The 20,945-nt window shown below is 65.3% G+C and carries 20 protein-coding genes; 11 read left to right on the top strand and 9 right to left on the bottom strand.

All coding sequences use genetic code 11. The features are described from left to right. Window positions 1–14 precede the first annotated feature (14 nt). The 5 genes from ACFVDI_RS06330 to ACFVDI_RS06310 form a co-directional block, all read right to left on the bottom strand. Window positions 15–821, bottom strand: a complete 807-nt coding sequence (locus ACFVDI_RS06330) for a GntR family transcriptional regulator (RefSeq protein WP_246088255.1) — start codon at window positions 819–821, stop codon at window positions 15–17. Between the two features lie 132 nt (window positions 822–953). Further along, window positions 954–1,730, bottom strand: a complete 777-nt coding sequence (locus ACFVDI_RS06325) for a sigma-70 family RNA polymerase sigma factor (RefSeq protein WP_008362735.1) — start codon at window positions 1,728–1,730, stop codon at window positions 954–956. Then, window positions 1,727–1,978, bottom strand: coding sequence for a DUF2892 domain-containing protein (locus tag ACFVDI_RS06320; RefSeq protein ID WP_008362733.1), 252 nt, complete (start codon window positions 1,976–1,978; stop codon window positions 1,727–1,729). The genes ACFVDI_RS06325 and ACFVDI_RS06320 overlap by 4 nt, the downstream gene beginning before the upstream one ends. Window positions 1,979–2,223: 245 nt before the next feature. Beyond that, entirely contained in the window at window positions 2,224–2,490 is a 267-nt protein-coding gene (locus tag ACFVDI_RS06315; RefSeq protein ID WP_008362732.1) for a metal-sensitive transcriptional regulator, read from the bottom strand. After that, on the bottom strand, window positions 2,490–2,894 hold the full coding sequence (locus ACFVDI_RS06310) for a DUF302 domain-containing protein (protein WP_008362729.1): 405 nt from the start codon (window positions 2,892–2,894) through the stop codon (window positions 2,490–2,492). Before ACFVDI_RS06310 ends, ACFVDI_RS06315 begins: the two co-directional genes overlap by 1 nt. Window positions 2,895–3,054: 160 nt before the next feature. Here ACFVDI_RS06310 and ACFVDI_RS06305 point away from each other — a divergent pair, with 160 nt between their 5' ends. The 4 genes from ACFVDI_RS06305 (at window position 3,055) to ACFVDI_RS06290 (ending at window position 7,995) form a co-directional block, all read left to right on the top strand. Continuing rightward, window positions 3,055–3,357, top strand: coding sequence for a rhodanese-like domain-containing protein (locus ACFVDI_RS06305; protein WP_008362726.1), 303 nt, complete (start codon window positions 3,055–3,057; stop codon window positions 3,355–3,357). Window positions 3,358–3,365: 8 nt separating this feature from the next. Further along, window positions 3,366–4,859 (top strand): rhodanese-like domain-containing protein, encoded by a 1,494-nt coding sequence (locus ACFVDI_RS06300; RefSeq protein ID WP_008362725.1) that lies wholly within the window; start codon window positions 3,366–3,368, stop codon window positions 4,857–4,859. A gap of 1 nt (window position 4,860) precedes the next feature. After that, a complete protein-coding gene (locus ACFVDI_RS06295; RefSeq protein ID WP_008362724.1) occupies window positions 4,861–5,712 on the top strand; it encodes a sulfite exporter TauE/SafE family protein in 852 nt (283 codons plus the stop codon). Between the two features lie 81 nt (window positions 5,713–5,793). Continuing rightward, window positions 5,794–7,995 carry an MMPL family transporter gene (locus ACFVDI_RS06290; protein WP_008362723.1) on the top strand — a complete coding sequence of 734 codons (2,202 nt, stop codon included), beginning with the start codon at window positions 5,794–5,796 and terminating at the stop codon, window positions 7,993–7,995. Window positions 7,996–8,216: 221 nt separating this feature from the next. Here ACFVDI_RS06290 and ACFVDI_RS06285 read toward each other — a convergent pair whose 3' ends face one another. Genes ACFVDI_RS06285 through ACFVDI_RS06275 form a run of 3 tightly spaced genes read right to left on the bottom strand, consistent with a single transcriptional unit; the run spans window position 8,217 to window position 12,403 of the window. Further along, window positions 8,217–8,693 (bottom strand): PaaI family thioesterase, encoded by a 477-nt coding sequence (locus ACFVDI_RS06285; protein ID WP_008362722.1) that lies wholly within the window; start codon window positions 8,691–8,693, stop codon window positions 8,217–8,219. A gap of 13 nt (window positions 8,694–8,706) precedes the next feature. Further along, a complete protein-coding gene (locus ACFVDI_RS06280; protein ID WP_170225267.1) occupies window positions 8,707–9,327 on the bottom strand; it encodes a TetR/AcrR family transcriptional regulator in 621 nt (206 codons plus the stop codon). 34 nt (window positions 9,328–9,361) lie between these two features. After that, on the bottom strand, window positions 9,362–12,403 hold the full coding sequence (locus tag ACFVDI_RS06275; protein WP_141782166.1) for an MMPL family transporter: 3,042 nt from the start codon (window positions 12,401–12,403) through the stop codon (window positions 9,362–9,364). Window positions 12,404–12,504: 101 nt separating this feature from the next. Here ACFVDI_RS06275 and ACFVDI_RS06270 point away from each other — a divergent pair, with 101 nt between their 5' ends. Beyond that, window positions 12,505–13,137, top strand: a complete 633-nt coding sequence (locus ACFVDI_RS06270) for a TetR/AcrR family transcriptional regulator (RefSeq protein WP_008362719.1) — start codon at window positions 12,505–12,507, stop codon at window positions 13,135–13,137. Window positions 13,138–13,394: 257 nt separating this feature from the next. Here the strand turns inward: ACFVDI_RS06270 and ACFVDI_RS06265 are convergent, their stop codons facing one another. Further along, on the bottom strand, window positions 13,395–14,414 hold the full coding sequence (locus ACFVDI_RS06265) for a helix-turn-helix domain-containing protein (RefSeq protein WP_378878377.1): 1,020 nt from the start codon (window positions 14,412–14,414) through the stop codon (window positions 13,395–13,397). 114 nt (window positions 14,415–14,528) lie between these two features. On the opposite strand from ACFVDI_RS06265, the gene ACFVDI_RS06260 reads away from it, so the two are divergent. From ACFVDI_RS06260 to ACFVDI_RS06235, 6 genes are all read left to right on the top strand, one after another. Then, window positions 14,529–14,849 carry a 2Fe-2S iron-sulfur cluster-binding protein gene (locus ACFVDI_RS06260; RefSeq protein ID WP_040756907.1) on the top strand — a complete coding sequence of 107 codons (321 nt, stop codon included), beginning with the start codon at window positions 14,529–14,531 and terminating at the stop codon, window positions 14,847–14,849. A 21-nt stretch (window positions 14,850–14,870) separates the two neighbouring features. Further along, on the top strand, window positions 14,871–16,259 hold the full coding sequence (locus ACFVDI_RS06255; RefSeq protein WP_040756998.1) for a cytochrome P450: 1,389 nt from the start codon (window positions 14,871–14,873) through the stop codon (window positions 16,257–16,259). After that, a complete protein-coding gene (locus tag ACFVDI_RS06250) occupies window positions 16,256–17,470 on the top strand; it encodes an NAD(P)/FAD-dependent oxidoreductase (RefSeq protein ID WP_040756905.1) in 1,215 nt (404 codons plus the stop codon). The genes ACFVDI_RS06255 and ACFVDI_RS06250 overlap by 4 nt, the downstream gene beginning before the upstream one ends. Before the next feature lie 368 nt (window positions 17,471–17,838). Continuing rightward, complete coding sequence (locus tag ACFVDI_RS06245) at window positions 17,839–18,564, top strand: transglutaminase family protein (protein WP_008362709.1); 726 nt, start codon at window positions 17,839–17,841, stop codon at window positions 18,562–18,564. Next, window positions 18,561–20,093 carry an aldehyde dehydrogenase family protein gene (locus tag ACFVDI_RS06240; protein WP_008362707.1) on the top strand — a complete coding sequence of 511 codons (1,533 nt, stop codon included), beginning with the start codon at window positions 18,561–18,563 and terminating at the stop codon, window positions 20,091–20,093. The genes ACFVDI_RS06245 and ACFVDI_RS06240 overlap by 4 nt, the downstream gene beginning before the upstream one ends. After that, a complete protein-coding gene (locus ACFVDI_RS06235; protein WP_008362705.1) occupies window positions 20,090–20,923 on the top strand; it encodes an SDR family oxidoreductase in 834 nt (277 codons plus the stop codon). Before ACFVDI_RS06240 ends, ACFVDI_RS06235 begins: the two co-directional genes overlap by 4 nt. Window positions 20,924–20,945 lie beyond the last annotated feature (22 nt).

The raw sequence follows: 20,945 nt of genomic DNA, 5'->3' as shown, positions 1-20,945 counted from the left end.
TAGGTCGGCGTGCATTAGGAGGTCATGGAATGGCGGCGGTCAGAAACCGTGACCGAGACTTGGTCAGGGCGGGTGAAGTCGGTGACCAGGCTGAAGCGGTCGCCTCGCACGATGGTCCGACGCCACTCGATGGGCTGCCCTCGCAGTTCGCCGGTCCGGTCGATCGAGAGTGCCGCGGTGTTATCGGGGATCCCGAGCAGGACTCGCTCTGCCGAGGTCGGCACCACAGCGCGGACCTCTTCTCGGCCACCGGTCAGCCGAAGATTGCACCGACGGTCGAGCGCCTCGTAAAGGGAGGTTTGGGTGAGGTCTGCTTCGAGCAGCGGCGCAGCCAGCCGAGCGGGCAGCCACACGCGGTCCATCGCGAGCGGTTCCTCATCGATAAGGCGAATCCGTTCCAGGTAGATCAGAGGCGTTGATTCCTCGACTCCGAGCCTGGTGGCCACGGTCGCGTCAGCGCGCGCGTCGAGTGTGCGCACGATGCTGTGCTGGCGACGTCCTGACGCTTCGACGGAGGCGAACAGGCTGTACAAGGTGCCTTGGGGCTGAGTGATCTCAGTGTTTGCGACCTTCGGTGTTCGGCCACGGGCGGCATCGACAAGGCCGCTCTCACGCAGCCGACGAAGCGCCTCGCGCACCGTGTGTCGGCTGACCGCGTACTCCTGGACCAGCACCATCTCACCCGGGAACGACTCGTTGAACTCACCTCGACGTAGGCGTCGCTCGACATCGTCCTTGACCTGAGCCCATAGCGGCATCGGGCTTTGGCGGTCAACAGCCCGGGCAGGGCCGGTGGACCGCTGGCCGCCATTTCCCCGCATGTCGCCTCCTGCACAGGAGCTTCGTGATGGTGGGCCCTGCCTTAGGTGGAAGGTCCACGTACCGTCGATGCAAATGTACGTACATCCGTATTCCCTCTGCAAGGGGTCCGCGAACCAGACCCCAGGGGCAGATCATGCGTCGGCCCGATCCTTGCGTTGCCGCTGCAGCGCTTCACGGACCCGTTGGACCTGGTTCGAACCTAGTGCGGCCTCGTCGGCGAGCGCGCCTAGGGCAGCGGTGACACCGACCAAGCTGGCGTAGATCGGAGGGCAGGTCGGGCAGCTGGCGAGGTGCGCTTCTAGCCGTGGGCGTTTCGCGGCCGAGAGTTCGTTGTCGATGTAGGCGCTGACTTGGGAGCGAGCGTCCCAACAGCGCAACGGCAGTTGATCCAGGGGGCGAGACTTCAGCTCTGCCAAGGCGGTGACCAGCATCATCCGTCCGCGACGCAGACGTTGCTTGGCGGCAGCCAGGGAGATGGACTGGATCGAGGCGATCACGGGCACGGTGAGGCCTTCCATGTCGTGGAGCACGACCGCGGACCGGTAGATGAAGGGGAGGGCCAACAATGCGTCGCGCAGCTCGTCGGCTGACTCTGCGCGCTCGATCACAACCGCGGCGTCCACGGTCCAGCTGTCGTCGCGCCAGGCCGCATCGGCCAAGGCTGCGACGTCCTCGCGGGGCGTTTCCCGCTGGCGGCGCCCCTGATCGATGGCGAGGTTGTGGAGGATGCCGCGCAGCCACGCTCCCAGAGGCGCTTCGTGCCGGTAGGTCTCGCGACGTTCAAGAGCACGGGCGAGTGTCTCCTGCGCCAGGTCCTCGGCTCTGTGACGGTCACCGGTGACCGACCAGGCGTAGGCCCCAAGCCGCGGGAGTTCCGCAACCAGCTGGTCGAGGAGGTCTGAACTCAACGGCGAGATTCACCCGCCGCGGTGGGGGCCGAGGGCGAGCGTCCTGCGCGGCCGAGGGTGCGGATCCCGAACGGCAGATACAGCGGACAGGTGCCGACCGCGGAGGTTGCGGCCATGACCGCCGCGAGCGCGTAGAAGATGAGTGACAGTGCACCGAGCGGGCCAAGGATGATCCCCGCGACAACGAGTACCGGCGCGATGACGAACAGGCGGATGGAGCGGTCTGCGCGTCCCATGTTGAGTTTCATCAGTCCTCCAATGGTGGTGGGTTTGTATCGGTAGACGCAGCACGGCTGCTTATCGATACAAACCGCGTGGCCCGAGTGGCCAGCGCGGCCGGACTGTCGGTCTCGAACGAGTCCGATGACCTCAAATGGTCGAGACGGTGCAAACGGCTGAGTCATCGTCCGTCGTTGAGGAGGTCATCGAACCGGCTGTTGGTGGCTCGAGCCGGAGGCCGGCATCTGGTCTCGACGTTGGTCGTCGGCCTTGCTCAGGCGAGGGCGAGGAACAGCTTCTCCATCTTCTTGACGTCCACGTCCTCCAGCCCTTCCTCGCTCTGTTCGAGGCACTGCTGCAGTCCGGTGGCAACGATGGCGTAGCCGGCGCGGGAGAGGGCCTTGTTGACAGCGGCCAACTGGGTCAGCACCGACTCGCAGTCGGAGCCTTCCTCCATCATCCGGATGACGCTGGCGAGGTGTCCGTTCGCGCGCTTCATTCGGGTGATGATCGCTTTGATCTCGGTGGGTTCGAGGTCCATCAGTTGTTCTCCAGGGCGGCCAGGGCCGCAGTCAGGCGCTGCCGTGCGTCGGTCGCGACAGTGCGGAGTGTGTCGCCGGCCTGGCCGGCGATAGACATCATCGCGTCGGGGTCGAAGGCCTCGACGACCGTGGTTGTGTCGTCGAGGGCACGCACGACCACGTTGCAGGGCAGCAGGGCGGCGATGGACGGTTCGGCTTGAAGTGCCTGGTGGGCCAGCTGGGGGCGACACGCGCCCAGGATGACCTGCGGGGCGACATCGACGTCGAGCTTGGCCTTCAGCGTTGCCTTGAGGTCAATCTCGGTGAGGATGCCGAACCCGGCGGCGGCAAGCTCGCCGCGCACCGCCTCGACCGCCTCCTCGTAGGGGTGGTTCACCGTGATCTGGAGCGTGTACTTCGTCATGGGCCGTTCCCTCCCGGGTACCGATCACTGCATGGGTGAGTGGTCTGCACCATCAACTGTACATCCCCCATGGGGGTTCTGTTACGCTCGAATCGTAACCCCCCGGGGGGTTAGATTGAAGTGGCAGCCACGAGCCGATTCGCCCAAGGAGTTCCCTTTCATGCGTGAGACCACCGTCGAGCACCTTGCCTCGGCCCTCGAGCAGGGCGCGACCCTGATCGACGTGCGAGAGCCCGCCGAGTACCGCCGTGGCCACGTCCCCGGCGCGGTCAACATCCCAATGAGTCAGCTGACGACCCGGCTCGGTGAGATCGACCGCAAACGTCCAGTGCACTTGGTGTGCGCCTCGGGCAACCGCAGCCGCGCGATGACCGAGGTTCTGACCGCAGCCGGCTACGACGCGACGAACGTCGCCGGCGGAACCAGCGCCTGGATCCGCTCCGGGCGATCGACCCAGAAGTGAGGCGAACCATGAACGAGCCCTCGAACATCACGAACACTGCATCCGGGAACAACGAGTCCGTCGCCCCTGCTTCGGCGACGGGGGAAGCGCAGCAGCGCCCGGTCACAGGCGTGACCGTACGCACTCTGGAGACCCCCTCCCTGGGCGACCGCACCTACGTCGTGCACGACGGCGAGATCGCCCTCGTCATCGACCCGCAGCGCGACATCGACCGGGTGCTGGAAGTGCTGGAGGCCGACGAGGTCCGGCTGACCCACGTCTTCGAGACCCACATCCACAACGACTACGTCACCGGCGGCCTGGCGCTCGCACGGGCCACCGGCGCGGCGTATCTGGTCAATGGCGAGGACGAGGTCTCCTTCGACCGCACCTCGATCACCGATGGTCAAGCCGTCGAGGTGGGCTCGCGGATGCGGGTCCGGGCGATCGCCACTCCCGGCCACACCTTCACCCACCTCTCCTACGCCCTCTCTCTCGATGGGCCTGACGGGGAGGAGCCGTACGCCGTGTTCACCGGTGGCTCCCTGCTTTACGGCGCCACCGGCAGACCGGACCTGCTCGGTGAGGAGCACACAGGCGAGCTCGTGCGCCACCAGCACGCCTCCGCCCACAAGCTCGCCGCTGAGCTGCCCGACGACGCCGAGGTCTACCCGACCCATGGGTTCGGCTCGTTCTGCTCCGCGACCCAGTCCGACGCCACCGCCTCCACCATCGGACAGGAGAAGCGGTCCAACCCCGTGCTGACTCAGGATGAGGAGACCTACGTCCGCGAGCTGCTGGACGGGCTGGGTGCATGGCCGGCCTACTACGTGCACATGGGCCCCGCCAACGCCGCCGGCCCAGACGCACCGGACCTTTCCCCTATTCGAGAAGCCGATGCGACAGAGCTGCGCCGCCGTATCGAGGCGGGCGAGTGGGTCCTCGACCTTCGCAACCGCAAGGCCTTCGCTGCCGGGCACGCCCCAGGCACGTTCAACTTCGGTCTCGACGGCGCCTTCTCGACCTATCTGGGCTGGCTCATCGAGTGGGGCACCCCGGTGACCCTGCTCGGGGAGACCGCCGAGGACGTCGCCACCGCTCAGCGCGAGCTGGTTCGTATCGGCATCGACCGACCGGCCGCCCACGCCACCGGCGGTCCGCAGAACTGGGCCGATGCAGAGCTCGGCAGCTTCCCCACTGCCACCTTCGCCGACCTGGCGCAGGTGCGCCATCACCGCGAGGTGGTCGTGCTCGACGTGCGCCGCACCGATGAGCACGAGGGAACCGCGATCGCCGGGGCCCTCAACATCCCGATCCACGAGGTGCCCTACCGCCTCGAGGAGATACCGGCCGGTGAGGTGTGGGTGCACTGTGCCAGCGGCTACCGCTCCTCGATCGCTGCCTCCTTCATCGCTGCCGCAGACCGCACCCCGGTCGCGATTCACGACTCATTCGAGAACGCAGAAAAGGTCGGCCTGCACATGGTCACCCCCGGGGAAGACCCCGACGGGTCCCACGCCTGAGATGACCCTGCTCCTCGCCGCAGCCGCCGGTGCGCTCATCGGGCTCTCCTTGGGGGCGCTCGGAGGTGGCGGATCGATCCTGGCCGTACCGGTGCTGATCTACCTGCTCGACCAGTCACCCGCCCAGGCGACCACTGGATCGCTGGTCGTGGTCGGCCTCACCTCCCTGATCGGGGCCGCCGCTGCCCACCGGGAAGGCAACGTGCTGCTCGGCCGCGGGTTCGTCTTCGGGCTGGTCGCCACCGGCGGAGCGGTGCTGGGAGCGGCGGCATCTTCCCGCGTCCCTGAGGATCTCTTGCTGGCCGCCTTCGCTGCCCTGATGCTGCTGGTCGGTGTGATCCTGGCGTGGCGTCAGATACGTCACGGTCAGGACAGTCAGAGCAGCCAGGACAGTCAGGACAGTGCCGCGGGGCATGCCGCCCGCCCCGCCCTAGATGACCCGATCATCACGTTCAGCCCGACCTTCGCCTGCCAGTGCCCCCGGGCGCTGAAGGTACTGGGCACCGCCACGATCGTCGGCGCCCTGACCGGGTTCCTCGGCGTCGGCGGCGGCTTCTTGGTCGTCCCAGCACTCCTGTTGGCGCTCGCGCTTCCCATCGAGTACGCCGCAGGCACCTCGCTGGTCGTCATCACCATCACCAGCGCCGCCGCCCTCGCCGTCCGATCCGGTTCCGGTGTCCAGCCGGACTGGACGGCCGTCATCGTCTTGACCGCGGTCTCCGCGGCGGCAGCCGTGGCCGGAGCACGACTGGCCGACCGGGTCGACACCGGCCGGCTCCAGGCGGCATTCACCGTCCTGGTCCTCGGCGTCGCCATCTACACCGCGACCCAGGCGCTGCCCGCGCTCGCCTGAACCCGGCCCCACGCATTCAAGTCCGCGTATCCCAAGTCTCACGTATCCAAGCTTGTCCATCACACACGGAACGGAACCTGCATGAGCACCACCACGGCCTCCAGCCCCACGGCCGGGCCCTCAACCCCGCCACCTACCACCGCCGGCCCCTTGGGACGTCTGGGGATCTGGGTCACCGAACACGCCAAACTCGTCACCGTGGTCTGGCTGTTGACCATCGTCGGCCTCGGCGCCTTCGCCCCTCAGGTCGAGCACAACCTCTCCGGTGCCGGCTGGCAGGCCAACGGCTCAGAGTCTGTGCAGGCTCGCGAACTCGCACGAGAACACTTCGGCGGCAACGCCTCATCCGCCATCCAGGTCGTAGTCCGCTCCACCGACGGACCGGTCACCGAAGGTGAGGGCCAGCAGGTCCTCGCCGAGGTCACCGACATCCTCGAGGCCGAACCGCGCATCGCCGACGTCCTCGCACCCACGCCGGGAGCCACCCTCTCCCAGGACGGCTCCACCGCGATCGTTCTGGCCGGCGCAGGCGCCGACACCAACGAGATGGTCCGCGTCGCCACCGACCTCAAGGCCGAACTTCAAAACCTCTCCACCGACACCGTCGAGGTCAACCCAACTGGGTCCTCGCTGCTATGGAGCGACTTCAACGAGGCCAACCTCGACGCCATGCTGAAGTCGGAGTTCATGTCCTGGCCGGTCACCCTGGCCATCTTGGTACTCGCCTTCGGCGCCCTCGTGGCCGCCGGACTCCCACTGATCCTCACCCTGGCCGGCCTTGTCGCCTCGGCCGGTTCCCTGGTGCTGATCAACGAGCTCGTGCCCGTCTCCATCTGGGCCATGAACTTCGCAATGATGTTCGCGCTCGCCCTGGGCATCGACTACGCCCTCTTCTTGGTCGTGCGCTACCGCGCCGCCCGCGCCGTACGCCGCGAGGCTAACCGCGCCGCCGGCCGCCCCGACACCCGCGAAGACCGACAGTGGGCTATCGCCCAGACCATGGACACCGCAGGCAAGGCCGTGCTGCTCTCCGGCCTCACCGTCCTCGTCTCGCTGTCCGCGGTCATGCTGGTGCCCTCGCCCTCCTTCCGCTCCATGGCCGGCGGCATCATGCTCTCGGTGGTCTTCGTCCTAGCCGCCACCCTCACCCTGCTGCCGCTGGTGCTGTTCGGCCTCGACGACCGAATCAACAAGCTCGCACTGCCCTGGTCCCGCGCTGGTGAGCACCGTTCCTCGGCATTCGCCGCCTGGGGCGAGCGACTCTGGAAGCGCCCCGTTGCCTGGGGCCTCCTCGCCACGGTCATCCTGCTCGCCCTCGCCGCCCCGATCCTCGGCCTGAAGACCGCCATGCCCTCCATCAAGGTGCTGCCCGAGGACGCTTCTGCCCGAGTCGGCTACAGCCAGGTCCAAGACGCCTTCGGCACCGGCGCCCCCGGTACTTTGCAGATCATCACCGACGACACCGACGCCTCGGCCGCCAGCGCAGCACTCAAGGACGACCCCGGCATCGCCGCTGCCATGCCTCCGATGCCGGCTGCCGACGACAGTGGACTGGTGCTGATCCAGGCCGTTCCCTCCGTGGACCCCTCCGACCCCGCACTCAGCGACACCGTCGACCGGCTCCGCGCAGACCTCCCCGACTCCGCCGTCCTCGGGGGCGCCCCCGTGGAGAACCTCGATCTCAAGGCGCAGCTCGACGAGTCCACCCCGCTGGTCATCGGCGTCGTGCTCGTCCTCGGCTTCATGCTGCTCCTCATCGCACTGCAGGCCCCGCTCATCTCCCTACTCGGCACCCTCGCCAGCCTGCTCTCCACCGCGGCGGCGTTCGGTGTCGCCCGGCTGATCTTCCAGGAGGGACACGGCGCCGACCTGCTCGGCTTCGAACCACAGGGCTTCCTCGACGCCTGGGCGCCGGTGTTCTTCTTCGCCATGATCTTCGCCATCGCGATGGACTACACCGTGTTCCTGCTCGCCTCGGCCAAGGAGCACTACGAGCGCTCCGGGGACCCCAAGCACGCCATGATCGGCTCACTTGCCCACTCCGGCCGGGTCATCTTCGCCGCCGGCGCGGTCATGGTCGCGGTCTTCTTCACCTTCGCCCTCTCCGGCCCCATCCCGCCCAAAGAAATGGGCGTCGTCCTCGGCCTCGCCGTCCTCCTCGACGCCTTCCTCGTCCGGCTCGTCCTCCTACCGGTCATGCTTCGCCTTACCGGCAAGGCCGCCTGGTACACCCCCGCCTCGCTGCGGAAGATCCTGCCTAACATCACCTTCGCCCATGACTGACCGCGGATCCGTGGGCAGGAACCCGATCGAAGGATCCGATTGTCATATACCGACAGTCAGGCGGGCGTCTCCCGGTACCTTCCGCCCGCTGGTCACCGCCGCGGTGCCCTCGTGCGCTCCCCGCTCATAGCCCGCGTGGTGCAACGCGCCGAGTGCGGGCGAGGGTCTTCTCATCCAGCCTGGCCATGCCACAGGGGCATTGGCTAGCGTTGTGGATCGCCTCAGATAGCGGAGCTCGGGCGTGCCTGAGCGAAGTGCTCGGCGTCGACTGTAACGAACACAGCCGTCGATGTGGCGGCGGTTCGCCCGTCGAGTGCGGTCACCTTGGCGTTCACGAACAGCTTACGGCCCTCGCGCCGATCTACCCGGGCCTCGAGTCGGTATGTCGTCCCGATCAGGACCGGCGCGAGGTATTCGACCACCAGTTGGCGAGTGACAGCTGGTTCTCCGACCAGGTAGAGCAGGAAGCCGTAGAGGTCGTCAAGGACGGTGGCGACCGCGCCGCCGTGCGCGATGCCGGGTGCGCCCACGTGGCGATCGTCGAAGATGTGGGTGGCCACCACGAGATCGCCTTCGCGATGCACGCTTAAGTGATGGCCATGAGGGTTGTCAACGCCGCAGCCCAGGCATTGCTCGTGGTGGGCCGGCAGGTGCGCGCCATCTGGATGGGGGCCGATTCTTTGCTGCAACGCAGTCATGAGTGCTTGAAGGTCAGCCACGGGTGCTGCCGTTCAGAAGGCGTGCCCAGGCGGTGAGCAGTTCTGCTTGCCGATCGGGATGTGGCGTCAACAGCCGTGCGACACCCCGTCCGAGGACAAGGTCCAAGGTCAAGCGCACTTCGATCGGGTCGTCGCTGATATAGGTGCGACAGATCTCAGCGAGCTCCGCGTTGACACGCTCCTCGGCTGGGACCAGCTCCTTACGCAAGCCGGGGTCTGAGCGCGCGGCCACCCAGAGCTCGAGACTGGCCGCGTACAACGGTCCGGACAGGGCCTCAGCTAGCAAACCCAACGCCGCTTCGCGTTCCTGGGTGACCGTCGTCAACTTCTGGAGTTGGGCCCCTTGTGGTGCGATCCGAGACATCTCCGTCCGCACCCTGCGCATGCGTTCTTGCGCTAAGTGCTCGACGGCGGCTACCACGAGTTGGTCACGGGTTCCGAAGTGGTGCAGTTGGGCCCCGCGGGACAGCCCGGCTCGCTCCGCCACGGCGACACTGGTGGTGCCGGCATATCCCAGGTCGGCAAGGCAGGCGATGGTCGCGTCCAACAGCGCGCGTCGGGTGGTGGCCGAGCGTTCGGCTTGTTTTCGCGGTCGTCGCGTAGCTACCTTCATGCCCGAAGCGTACATGCATGCATGAACGTATGTACTAGGCCGAGCTGGCTTTTCTGATCTGTGTTCCCTTAAGCCCAGGGTTCCGGATCTGGCGGGCAGGCCACCAGTTGTGGTCCTCAAGCAGGGCGGCACAGGCGGGAACGATGAGGCTGCGGACTACGAAGGTATCGAGCAGCAGTCCGGCTGCGACGGCGAAACCAGTCTCGACAAGCGTGACCACGGGAGAGGTGAGCAGCGCGATGAAGGTGCTCGCAAAGATGATTCCTGCGGATGTGATCACCGGGCCGGTCAGGGTCACTGCTTCGGCAACGGCGCCTCGAGTCAGGGTGGTGCCGTTCTCGCGCATTCGGCTCATGAGCAGGATGTTGTAGTCGGCGCCAACGGCGACGAGCAGCACGAACGTGATCACTGGGACGGCAAACTGGATGTCGTGGCCAAGGATGCCTTGGAAGACCAGTGTTGTCAGGCCAAGGGCCGCGGCGCAGGATAGCGCTACAGAGGCGAGCAGGTATAGCGGCGCGGCCAGGGAGCGCAGGGCGATGATGAGGAGGAGCAGGACGATCAGAAGCACCGCCGCGAGCACGAGTTTCGCGTCTTCGTACAGATAGCGGTTCAGGTCGGCGCCGAGTCCAGCGGCCCCGGTGCCGCTGACGGTTGCGCCTTCGAGACGTGTCCGATTCAACGCGTTTTCAGCGGCTGCCTGGGATTCTTCGAAGCGGCGCAGCCCATCCGGGCTAAGAGGATCTGAGTCACCGGTTACCTGGATGCGGGCAACGCGGCCATCGGGGCTCAGGAATACGCTGCGGGCGTAGGCGAAGCGCTGGTCGTCTAGGGCGCTCGCGGGCAGGTAGAAGCCACCAGCCTCTGGTGTGTCGGCCTGACGGTTGACCGTGCGCAGGTAGGACTCAGAGGTCTCCAGGTTCTGGGCGAGTTCCTTGGTCTGGCGGATGAGGTCCTTGATCCCCGGCGCAAAGGCCTCGGCGTTCTCAGCGATCTGGGAGGTGCCGTCCGCCATCTGCCCTAGACGCGCGCGCAGAAGGCGCTGTCCTTCGGTGATCCGGTCGGCACCCCGCTCGGCCTGGCTCAACCCGGAGGCGAGATCGTTGAGGCCATCGGCGAGGCTTCCTTGTTTGCGGGCGATCAAGTTCGCTCCGTTGGCTGCCTCCTGCAGTCCTGGGAGGAGTTCATCCTTCATGCCGCGGTGGATGTCGGCAAGTCCTTCCCTGGACCTGCGGCAGATCGGGTCTGTGGTGCACAGCAGGTCGCGGTCGAGTGCCTGGACGATCAGGCCGATGCTACTCACGACCACGGTGACTTGGTCGTGAGCGGTTTGGATGCCTGTGGCCAAGGCGGCAGCGCCGGTCTGCAACTGGCGGGCGCCGTGCGCTGCGTCACGCGTGCCCTCGGTAGCGCGGCCGAGACCGTTGGCGAGATCGCTGGTTCCGTTCGCAAGTCGGTCGGCGCCGCCTTGGGCGCGGCCGGCGCCGTCGGCCACCCGGCTGATCGCGTCGGCTAGCTGGGCGCTGCCCGAGGAGAGGCGTTCGAGATCGGGCTGACCCTCCTCCAAGCCATCGCTGGCCCGACCCAGCCCGGTGGCGAGGCGCTTGAGCTGTCGCGCGATCGACGCTGGTTCTAGTGGCTCACCTGCCGGCTGGGTGATGCTCCGGACGCTGGAAACACCATCGACCTTGGCCACGGCTCGGCTGACCTCGTTGAGGACTGCCAGATCCTTCGAATTGCGCATGTCATGTGTGGACTCCAGCAGCAGGTAGTCCGGGAGGGTCTCGTTGCGAGGGAAGTGGTCCTCCAGCACCGCCAACCCCTTGTTGCTCGGCGTGTCGGGCGGCTGGGAGTTCCGCTGGTCGTAGGAGATCACCATCGTCGGAAGGAACGCGGCAAGCACAACCAACACGGCGGTACCGGCAACAAGCACCCGGACCGGTCGGCGCGCCACGAGGCGGCCGACGCGTGACCACGCCGACGTCGGTGCTGGCGTGCGCGCCGGCCCGATCCTGGGGCCGAACCAGACCATCAGCGCGGGCGTGAAGGTCAGACTCACCGCAACGGTGACCGCGACGCAGATCGCCATCGGCGGTCCGGTGGTGGAGAAGATGGCCAGCTTGGTGAATCCCAGACATATCGCGGCGAGGATGACCGTTCCGGCGGACGCCACCAACGCCGGTCCTACTCTGGTGGCTGCCTCCTCGACGGCCGGCAGCGCGTCGACTCCGCGCCCGTATGCCTCGCGGAATCTGCTGATCAAGAACACGCAGTAGTCAGTGCCAGCGCCGAGCACGATGGCGGTTACGAACGCGTCGGTGTAGGTCGACAGCGACATTCCTTGCATCCCGGCCCATGCCAGCACTCCCCGCGCGCACGCCAGTGCCACCCCGATCGATACCAGGGAAACCAGTACAGTGGTGACGCGGCGGTAGATGATCAACAAGATGATGACCAGCAGCAGCCCGGAGACCACCGTGATCCGTACCGAGGCCTCGTTCACCTCGGTGGTCAGGTCGGTGATCATCGCTGGGTCCCCGGTCACATACGCGCTGCTGCCACGGGGCAAAGACAGGTCGGCGACCCGTTCTCGCAGCCAGTGGATGTCCTGTTCGGAGTCCGGCGATCCGATGCCACTGGTCAGCCCGGCCACCAGGTAGGCCGCCTGGCCGTCCTTGCTGACCAAGTGTCGCCGCGCGTCCTTGTTGCCGACGAAGTGCTGCACTTCGGAGACCCGCTCCTGGTTCGCACCCAGGGTGCGAACCAGGTCGCGATACGCAAGCGTGTCAGCCGCGCTCAGGCCGTTCTCGTTGCGGAACACGATGTAGGCAAATGACTCGGTGCGCCCCGAGCCGAACGCCTCGTCCATGTCGTGCAACGCGGTCAACGTCGGCGCGTCCTCGGGCAGAAAGGCCGCACTGCTGCGCTCGACCACCGACGGCAGCGACGGCAGGCCGAGAGTGACCGCTGCAGCCGCGACCAACCAGCCGACGACGACCAGACGCGGGAAACGGATTCCCGCCGTGCACAAACGGGCCAGACGACCCGGCGCCCCAGCATCCACGGATGCCTCCATGACTTGTATCTTGAGTTTGTACTCGCAGTACAACATAGGCTGAGGCTGCTGTCGATACCCTCCGAATACGCAGTGTCACTCGTCCGGAAAGGTGTGTGGAGATGCGGCAACTGCCTGCCTCCATCGCAAGCAAGCTCTACGGAGCCGCGGAACTGATCGCCGAGCGCGGAGTCGCCGAGGCCAAGATGGACGAAATCGCGGCTGCCTCCGGCATCCCTCGCGCAACCCTCTATTACTACTTCACCGGTAAGGATGAGATCCTCGCCTTCCTCCTCACCGACATGCTCGAGGCAATTGCTGGCGAGGTAGCGGCAGCTGTTGGGGCCACCGGAAGCGCCCGCGTCCGCCTCGAAGCTGCGGTCCAAGCCCAGATCGCCGTGATGCTCGACCAGCCCGCCGCATGTCGGGCGCTCGTTGGTGACCTCGGCCGAGCCACCAGACTTCCTGCGCTCGCTCACGCCCTCCAAGAAGCATTCCGCCGTCCCATCGAACAACTCCTTGCCGAAGGCGCCGCCGACGGATCGCTACACGTGCAGCCCCACCCAGAAGAGGCATCCCTGGCGATCTTTGGGGCCATCACAGTCGCCGGTCTGTATCACGCAGTTGAAGACAGCCGCCCCTCTGCAGAACAGGTTGCGAAACGAGTTCTCGGCGTTCTGATGCAAGGGCTTGGCGGCCAAAAGGAACCACGCACCACTGATTGCCCTGCTAGCGCGACTGACGCTCAGGCCTGATGGTGAGATGGCCTCTGAGTGCATGCCCGGGGGTAGCGCGATCACGACCTCGTTCCTCGGCTCCCTGCCGCCCCCACCGCTCAGTCTGACCCGACCTGGGACTAGTTGATGTGCCCGCTGAGAGGACACCCCAAGATTGGGTCGCTCGCCGAGGTCTCAATGCCTGTGCTGCCATGCAGGAGCCCACCTAGACCACCTGGCTCTGCGGAACCGGCGGACTGCGGCTGCATCAGGTCTGGTGATTCAGTGCGGAACCGTCACCACCTCAGGCATTCTTGTCGGAAGTGGCTTGGAGACTGGCCAGTCCATCGCTTGAAGGCATGTGAGAAGTTGGTCAGGTCGCTGAAACCGAGTTCAACAGCTATCTCGCTGACCGACAAGGATCGGTCGAGCAGCTTTAGCGAGGCCCGCTCCAGCAACGACGATTCGAGTATCTCTCGGAACGTGGTGCCCTCGTTGAGGAGACGTCGCTTGAGAGTGCTGGTCGAGATTGACAGTTCGTTTGCGACCGACTGACAGGTTTTTAGTCCGGGGCCCTCTTCTATCGACAGTCTTACCTTGGTCGCGTATGACGCCGGTCCGATCCGGTGCTCAAGGGATTTCGACAGATCGGCGATCGCGTGTCGGTATGCAACGGGGTCGGAGAACCGGCAGACCTCGTTCAGGACCTCCGTGGGCACATACAGGAACGTCATGGGCGCGTTGAAAACCAGGTGTCTTCCCAGCGCGTCCTCATGCTGGGTCGTGGAGGCGGGCGCCGGCCAACTGGTGTGCAGCCTGACGGTTGACACGTCGCCAGCGAGCATTCGGATCAACCGCAGGAGCGCGGAACCACAGTAGGTGACGACCAGGCAGTCCAGGTCCGGATCGCCCGTCTGACCTGTGAGCCCGACCGCAAGGCCGTCGTCATTCGGATGGAACCGCGTACTGACGGCCGTCGTAATCAAGGGAAGATACGTGAGCAGTTCCATGACCTCAGCGACCGAGCCCGCACTGATCAAGGGAAGACTCAATGGGCCGAATGAGGTCAGCTGGGCCTGATCTGCGAACGCATGGCCGAGGTGGGTCGCTTGATCGGCGTCCAGGTTGGGGTACACCTCCCGGAACCATCGAGCCGGTGCCTGGCCGCCGAGTTGCAGCAGGGTCGTCTCGTCGGCTCCCTCGCGAACCATGATGGCGCGGAACCGTGCGGCTGCCTCTGCGTCGAGAGTTTGGCTCTCGAGCAGCTGTGCGAAAGCCGTGTAGGGCACGCCCGCGTCGCTGCCGTTCAAAGACACTCCTTGAGCCGAAATCACAACTTTCTGACTCGTGTGACCATAGCCACAGGGCGCATCCGCGACAAGAGTTTGTCCAAGGCTTTGCGGCCCACAACAGCACCAGGAGAGTTGATCATGACAGTGGTTAGGTTTGTGTCACACGACGGGAAGACGCACGCGGTGCCCGTTGAGGAAGGGCAGTCGTTGATGCAGGTCGCGACGAACAACGCGGTGCCTGGCATCGACGGTGACTGCGGTGGAGAAGCTGCGTGCGGGACCTGTCACGTCATCGTTGATCCGCAGTGGTCCGAATGTGTCGGGCCGCCCGGCGCCGATGAGGAGGAGATGCTCGCGATGAACCCTGAGCGTGAACCGACCTCCCGGCTGTCTTGCCAGATGGTGGTCTCCGACGTGTGGGACGGGCTGAGCGTCCGGCTTCCCGAATTTCAGATGTGACGACGAGAACGGGTTGAAATGATGAAGATTCCTGAGGCAATCACGGCCAAAGTTCAATCCTCCATCCCGATGGAGCGCCAGATTCAGGGCGCGCATCTCTACGACAAGACCATGAGATGGGTGAGAGGTGCGAACGGCGACAGGATGTTCGTAGAACGTCCTATCCCGCCGGTCGACGAGGTGGAGCTCGCGGACATCGACGTCAGCAATCCCTTCCTGTATCGGCAGGGTCGATGGCAATCCTACTTCGAGCGCCTGCGCAACGAGGCCCCGATCCATTATCAGCCCAACAGCCCGTTCGGCCCGTTCTGGTCGGTCACTCGTCACGCCGACATCATCGCCGTTGACAAGAACCATGAAGTCTTCTCGGCCGAACCTTTGATCGTCATCGGTGTTCCACCTCGATTCCTCGACATCGAGATGTTCATCGCGATGGATCCTCCGCGTCACGACCTGCAGCGACAGGCGGTCCAAGGCGTTGTCGCGCCGAAGAACCTGCGCGAGATGGAGGGCCTCATCAGGACACGTGTCCGCGAGGTGCTGGACGATCTTCCTGTGGGTGAGCCCTTCAACTGGGTGCAGCGAGTATCAATCGAGCTGACGGGCCGCATGCTCGCCACCTTGCTGGACTTCCCGTACGAGCAGCGTCAAAAGCTCACCTACTGGTCAGACCTTGCGTCGTCGATGGAGCAGGCCAACGGTGGCCCCTCGGACAACGACGAAGTCTTCCATGGAATGCGCGACATGGCGCGAGGTCTCAGCGCGCTCTGGCATGACAAGGCGGCCAGGACTGCTGCCGGGGAGGAACCCGGCTTCGATCTGATCACCATGCTGCAGAGTGACGACAACACCAAGGATCTGATCGACCGCCCCATGGAGTTCCTCGGGAACCTGGTGCTGTTGATCGTCGGCGGCAACGACACCACCCGGAACTCGATGAGTGGCGGGGTTCTAGCGCTCAACCAGTTCCCGGACCAGTTCGAGAAGCTAAAGGCCAACCCCGACCTGATCCCCAACATGGTGTCGGAGATCATCCGCTGGCAGACGCCGCTCGCCTACATGCGCAGGGTCGCGAAGACCGATACCATCCTGAACGGCCAGTTCATCCGCAAGGGCGACAAAGTCGTCATGTGGTACGCGTCTGGTAATCGCGACGAGACGGTGTTCGATCGGCCAGATGAGCTGATCATCGACCGGCCAAACGCACGCAACCATATCGCCTTCGGATTCGGTGTCCACCGTTGCATGGGCAACCGGCTGGCCGAGTTGCAACTGCGCATTCTCTGGGAGGAGCTGCTCCCGCGCTTCGAGAACATCGAAGTCGTGGGTGAGCCGGAATACGTGCAGTCCAACTTCGTGCGGGGTATCAGCAAATTGATGGTCCGACTGACCCCAAAAAGCAGCGCATGACCGCACTGAGAACGGTGATTGTCGGAGCAAGCCATGCCGGCGCGCAACTCGCGGCCAGCCTGCGCCAGGAAGGCTGGGACGGCGAGATTGTCCTGGTGGGCGATGAGTCGCCAGTGCCCTATCAACGCCCACCACTGTCGAAGGCCTATCTGGCTGGGAAGAGCGCCTTCGAAGAGCTGGAAATTCGCAGTGCGGAGTTCTACGACAAGCGGAAGATTAGCCTTCTCGATGCGAGGGTCGAGGCGATCGACCGCTCTGCTGGCCACCTGACGCTGAGCAGCGGCCAGTCGCTGGCCTACGACCATCTCGCGTTGTGCACCGGCGCGCGTCCGCGACGGTTGCTCGTCCCAGGTGCCCATCTTTCCGGTGTTTGCTACCTGCGCACCGCCATGGACGTGGACCTGATCCGAGCAGCCGCCCAACCAGGAAGCGTGGCCGTGATCGTTGGCGGGGGGTACATAGGGCTCGAGGTGGCAGCCTCGCTGCGCGCCTTGGGGCTGGACGTCACCGTGCTCGAGGCGACCGAGCGTGTTCTCGAAAGAGTCACCGCTCCCGAGGTCTCAGCGTTCTTCCAACGGGTCCACCAAGAGGAGGGTGTGAGCATTCGAACCGGAGCCCTCGTCGAGGCCTTCACCGGTGAAACCAAGGTCCGCGAAGTGCTCCTGTCCAATGGCGAGGCCGTCCCTGCAGACCTCGTGATCGTTGGCATCGGTGTCGAGCCGAACACCGAGCTCGCCGCATCAGCCGGCTTGGAGGTCGACAACGGTATTGTGATTGACGACCGTGCTCGGACAAGTGACCGGAACATCGTTGCGGCCGGTGACTGCACGAGTCGATACATGGCCTCCTACGGCGGTCGGGTCCGCCTGGAATGCGTTCCAAGCGCGGGGGAGCAGGCCAAAGTGGCCGCAGCGACGATCTCTGGAAAGTCCAAGGAGATCGCTGCTCTTCCATGGTTCTGGTCGGATCAGTACGACGTCAAGCTCCAGATCGCTGGGCTCAACACCGGGTTCGACGAAGTCGTCCTCAGCGGTGACCCGAAACTGGACCGTGACTTCACCTGCTTCTACCTTCGTCAAGGCGAGCTAATCGCTGCGGATTGTGTCAACCGTCCCCGTGACTTCGTCGTCAGCAAGCGGCTTCTGACGCAGGCGTCTCGGGGCGTTGGGCGAGCCGAGCTGACTTCGGCTGTGAGTGACGCGGGTGCGTAATGCCGTGCGATCCGGGCTCGTCGCGAGCCGGGCGTGCTGGAGCGGAGGGCTCCGGGCCAACCGCGAATCCCATGGCAACGAAGAGTGGACCTATCGTCGAGAGGACATTCAATGACGACCTGCCTATCGCGTTCGGGCAGACAGAGCCCTGCGCGCGGTCCGAGACCAGTTGCCAGTCCGCGACCTCGCACCAGTTCGGGCAGGCTCCGGTCTCAAGTCGGTTCAGGAAACTGTCAGGCTCCCGTCTCTTGGCCACGTCATGGACTGCTCCCGATTCGGACCAGTCTCACCCGGGCCAAGAACAAGCGATGGGACAACGCCTCGCTACCGGTTCTCGCGGACGAGTATCCGATGACCTTGGAGCGAGGATGAGCTGCAGTCCGGCGTCGTTCCTTGAGGCGACTGAGTTCCTCGACATCGAGCACGAAGACATCCGCGCCTTCACCGAGGCCACCGTTGGTGACGCGTCCGGCGACAGGGAAAAGGCGAGGCGCCTCTTCGCTGCCGTCCGGGACCAAGTCTGGTACGACCCCTACACCGTTTCGGCCGACCCCGCCAACTACCGCGCGAGTTTCGTCCTCCAAGCGGGCCGTGCCTATTGCGTCCCGAAAGCGGTCCTCTTGACCGCAGTGTGCCGTGCAGCGGGAATTCCAGCGCGGTTGGGGTTCGCTGATGTGCGCAACCATCTGCAGACCGAATCACTGCGAAAGCTCATGGGCGGCACCGACCTGTTCGTCTATCACGGATACAGCAGTCTCCACATCGACGGGAGATGGCTCAAGGCCACCCCGGCATTCAACGTCGAACTATGCGCTCGTTTCGGCGTTCCACCTGTGGAATTCGACGGCGAGCACGACGCGCTCATGCACGCTTTCACTGGGGACGGAACCCAGCACATGGAGTACGTCCGCGAGCGCGGCGTCTATGACGACCTTCCCCTGGCCGCGATCCTGACCGAGCTTCGGAACACCTATGGATCGATGGTCGAGGCCTCGCCGCAGGCGATCGACGACGCCTTCACCGCAAAGCCCGCCAGCCAGGTCAAACCCGGTGGATCCTCACGCCGGTCCACTTCGCCTCAGGAGGATCAATGACCACCACAACGACCTCAAATAGCGCACTCGAGGTGCGCAACCCGTCCGACGGTCAGCTGGTGGGAACCGTGTCCGTTGACGACCGTGACGCTGTGAACCGCCGCGCCACGCAGCTCCGGCTGGCCCAACGTGCATGGGCCGAGGCTGGTCCGCGGCAGCGCTCCAAGTGGCTGCGCCTCTGGCGCGACTGGATCCTCACGCACTCCGATGAGCTCACCGACCTGCTGCAGGCCGAGACAGGCAAGGTTCGTCCGGACGCGCTCGTAGAGACGACCGCCTCGTGCGAGTTCATCACCTACTACGCCGACCATGCCGAGGAGTTCCTCGCCGACGAACGGGTCAAGACCGCGGGTCTACTCAGCCTGCCGAAACGACTGTCCAAGACCTACCAGCCCTACCCACTCGTCGGTCTGATCACCCCGTGGAACTTCCCGATCACCCTGTTCCTCATGGACGCAGCCCCCGCACTGGCTGCCGGTTGCGCGGTACTGGCGAAGCCCTCAGAAGAGACACCGCTGACCTGCGCGCGGGTCATCGACGGCTGGCGCGAGATCGGCGCGCCACCCGTTCTCGCACATGTCACAGGAGCCGGCGACACTGGTGCCGCAGTGGTGGATGCCGCCGACTTCGTCCAGTTCACGGGCTCGACAGCGACAGGGCGCCAGGTCGCCCTCCGCTGTGCTGAGCAGTTGAAACCGGTGAGTCTGGAGCTGGGCGGCAAGGATCCGGCGATCGTGCTGGAGGACGCCGATCTCGCTCGAGCGGTCGAGGGCGTCGCCTGGGGTGGCCTTTTCAACGCAGGGCAAGTCTGCATCTCCGTCGAACGCGTGTATGTCGTTGCTGCGGTCTACGAGGAATTCGTGGCCCGCCTGACACAGCGCGTGCAGTCCCTGACCCAGGGGGCGGATGCCGGCAACGATGTTGGTGCGATGGTCACCGCGAGACAAGTTGACATCGCGGATCGCCACGTCAGCGAGGCGGTGGCCGCGGGAGCGAAGGTAGTGGCCGGCGGCAAGCGGGGTGCGGCCGGGAACTACTACACGCCAACGGTCCTTGTCGACGTGGATCACACGATGTCCTGCATGACCGAGGAGACCTTCGGACCCACGATCCCGGTGATGTGCGTCGCCGACGAAGAAGAGGCCATCCGACTGGCCAACGACTCGACGTACGGATTGTCGGCGACCGTGTGGACTCGTGATCGTGCTCGCGCCCGCCGTGTTGCACGGCGCCTGGAGGTCGGCGCGGTCAACATCAACGATGTCTTCAGCAACCTCTTCGCGATGACGTTGCCTCACAGTGGCTGGAAGGCCTCCGGGATGGGCGCCCGGCTCGGAGGAGCCGACGGGCTGCACAAGTACTGCCGCGTCCGCGCGGTCACCGAGCCACGACTTCCAGTCCGGGCAAGAGAGCTCACGTGGTACCCGTACTCCGCCTGGCGTACGGCCATCGCCGCGAAGATGCTGCGCGCAGCAGCCGGACGCGGCCTGAGTCAACGCCTCGGCCAGAACAAGGAGCACCGCAGATGACGCACGCCACTTCCTTCCCCGCCAAGACGATCGCGATCACTGGAGGAGCCCGTGGCATCGGCTACCAGACGGCGAAGGAACTGACCGAACGCGGCCACCGCGTTGCCATCGGCGACATCGACGAGGCCCGTATCAAGAAAGCGGCGGACGAGCTCGGTATCTCTGTTGTGGGCCATCTCGACGTCACCCACCCCGACTCGTTCCGGGCGTTCCTCGACATGGTCGAGGAACAGCTTGGCCCCCTCGATGTGCTGGTCAACAACGCGGGCATCATGCCCACCGGACACGCTCACGAGGAGGACGACGCCGTCACCCGGCGACAGGTGGAGATCAACCTCCTCGGAGTGATCTTCGGGACCAAGCTCGCCCTCCAGCGGATGCTGCCGCGGCGGGCCGGACACATCATCAACACCGCATCGCTGGCCGGGGAACTGCCCGTGCCTGGCCTGGCTACCTACTGCGCCACCAAGTTCGCAGTCATCGGATTCACCGAGGCAGCACGGCAGGAGTACCGCAAGTCCGGGATCCAACTGTCCACCGTGCGACCGACATTCACCAACACCGAGCTCGTCGCCGGCACGGCCGGAGCCAAGGGGCTGCGCAACGCCGAACCCGAAGAGATTGCTCGCGCGACAGCCGAGCTGATCGAGCATCCCCGTCCCTTCGTACGGGTCACTCGCCTCGCCGGCGGCATGGTCGCAGCGATGAAGTTCGTGCCCGGACGGGTGGCGTCCGCGCTCGGCTCTGTCCTGGGCACGGACTCGGTCTTCCTCGACGACGTCGACATGGTCGCCCGCCAGACGTACCTCGACCGCATTCGGAACAACTGACCCCCAACTCCAGAACCATTCG

Origin of the sequence: Nocardioides sp. NPDC057767 (genome assembly GCF_042798275.1) — a bacterium.
Taxonomy (GTDB): Bacteria; Actinomycetota; Actinomycetes; order Propionibacteriales; family Nocardioidaceae; genus Nocardioides.
Note: the sequence above shows the minus strand (reverse complement) of the source record. Positions and strands in the feature narration are given on the sequence as shown.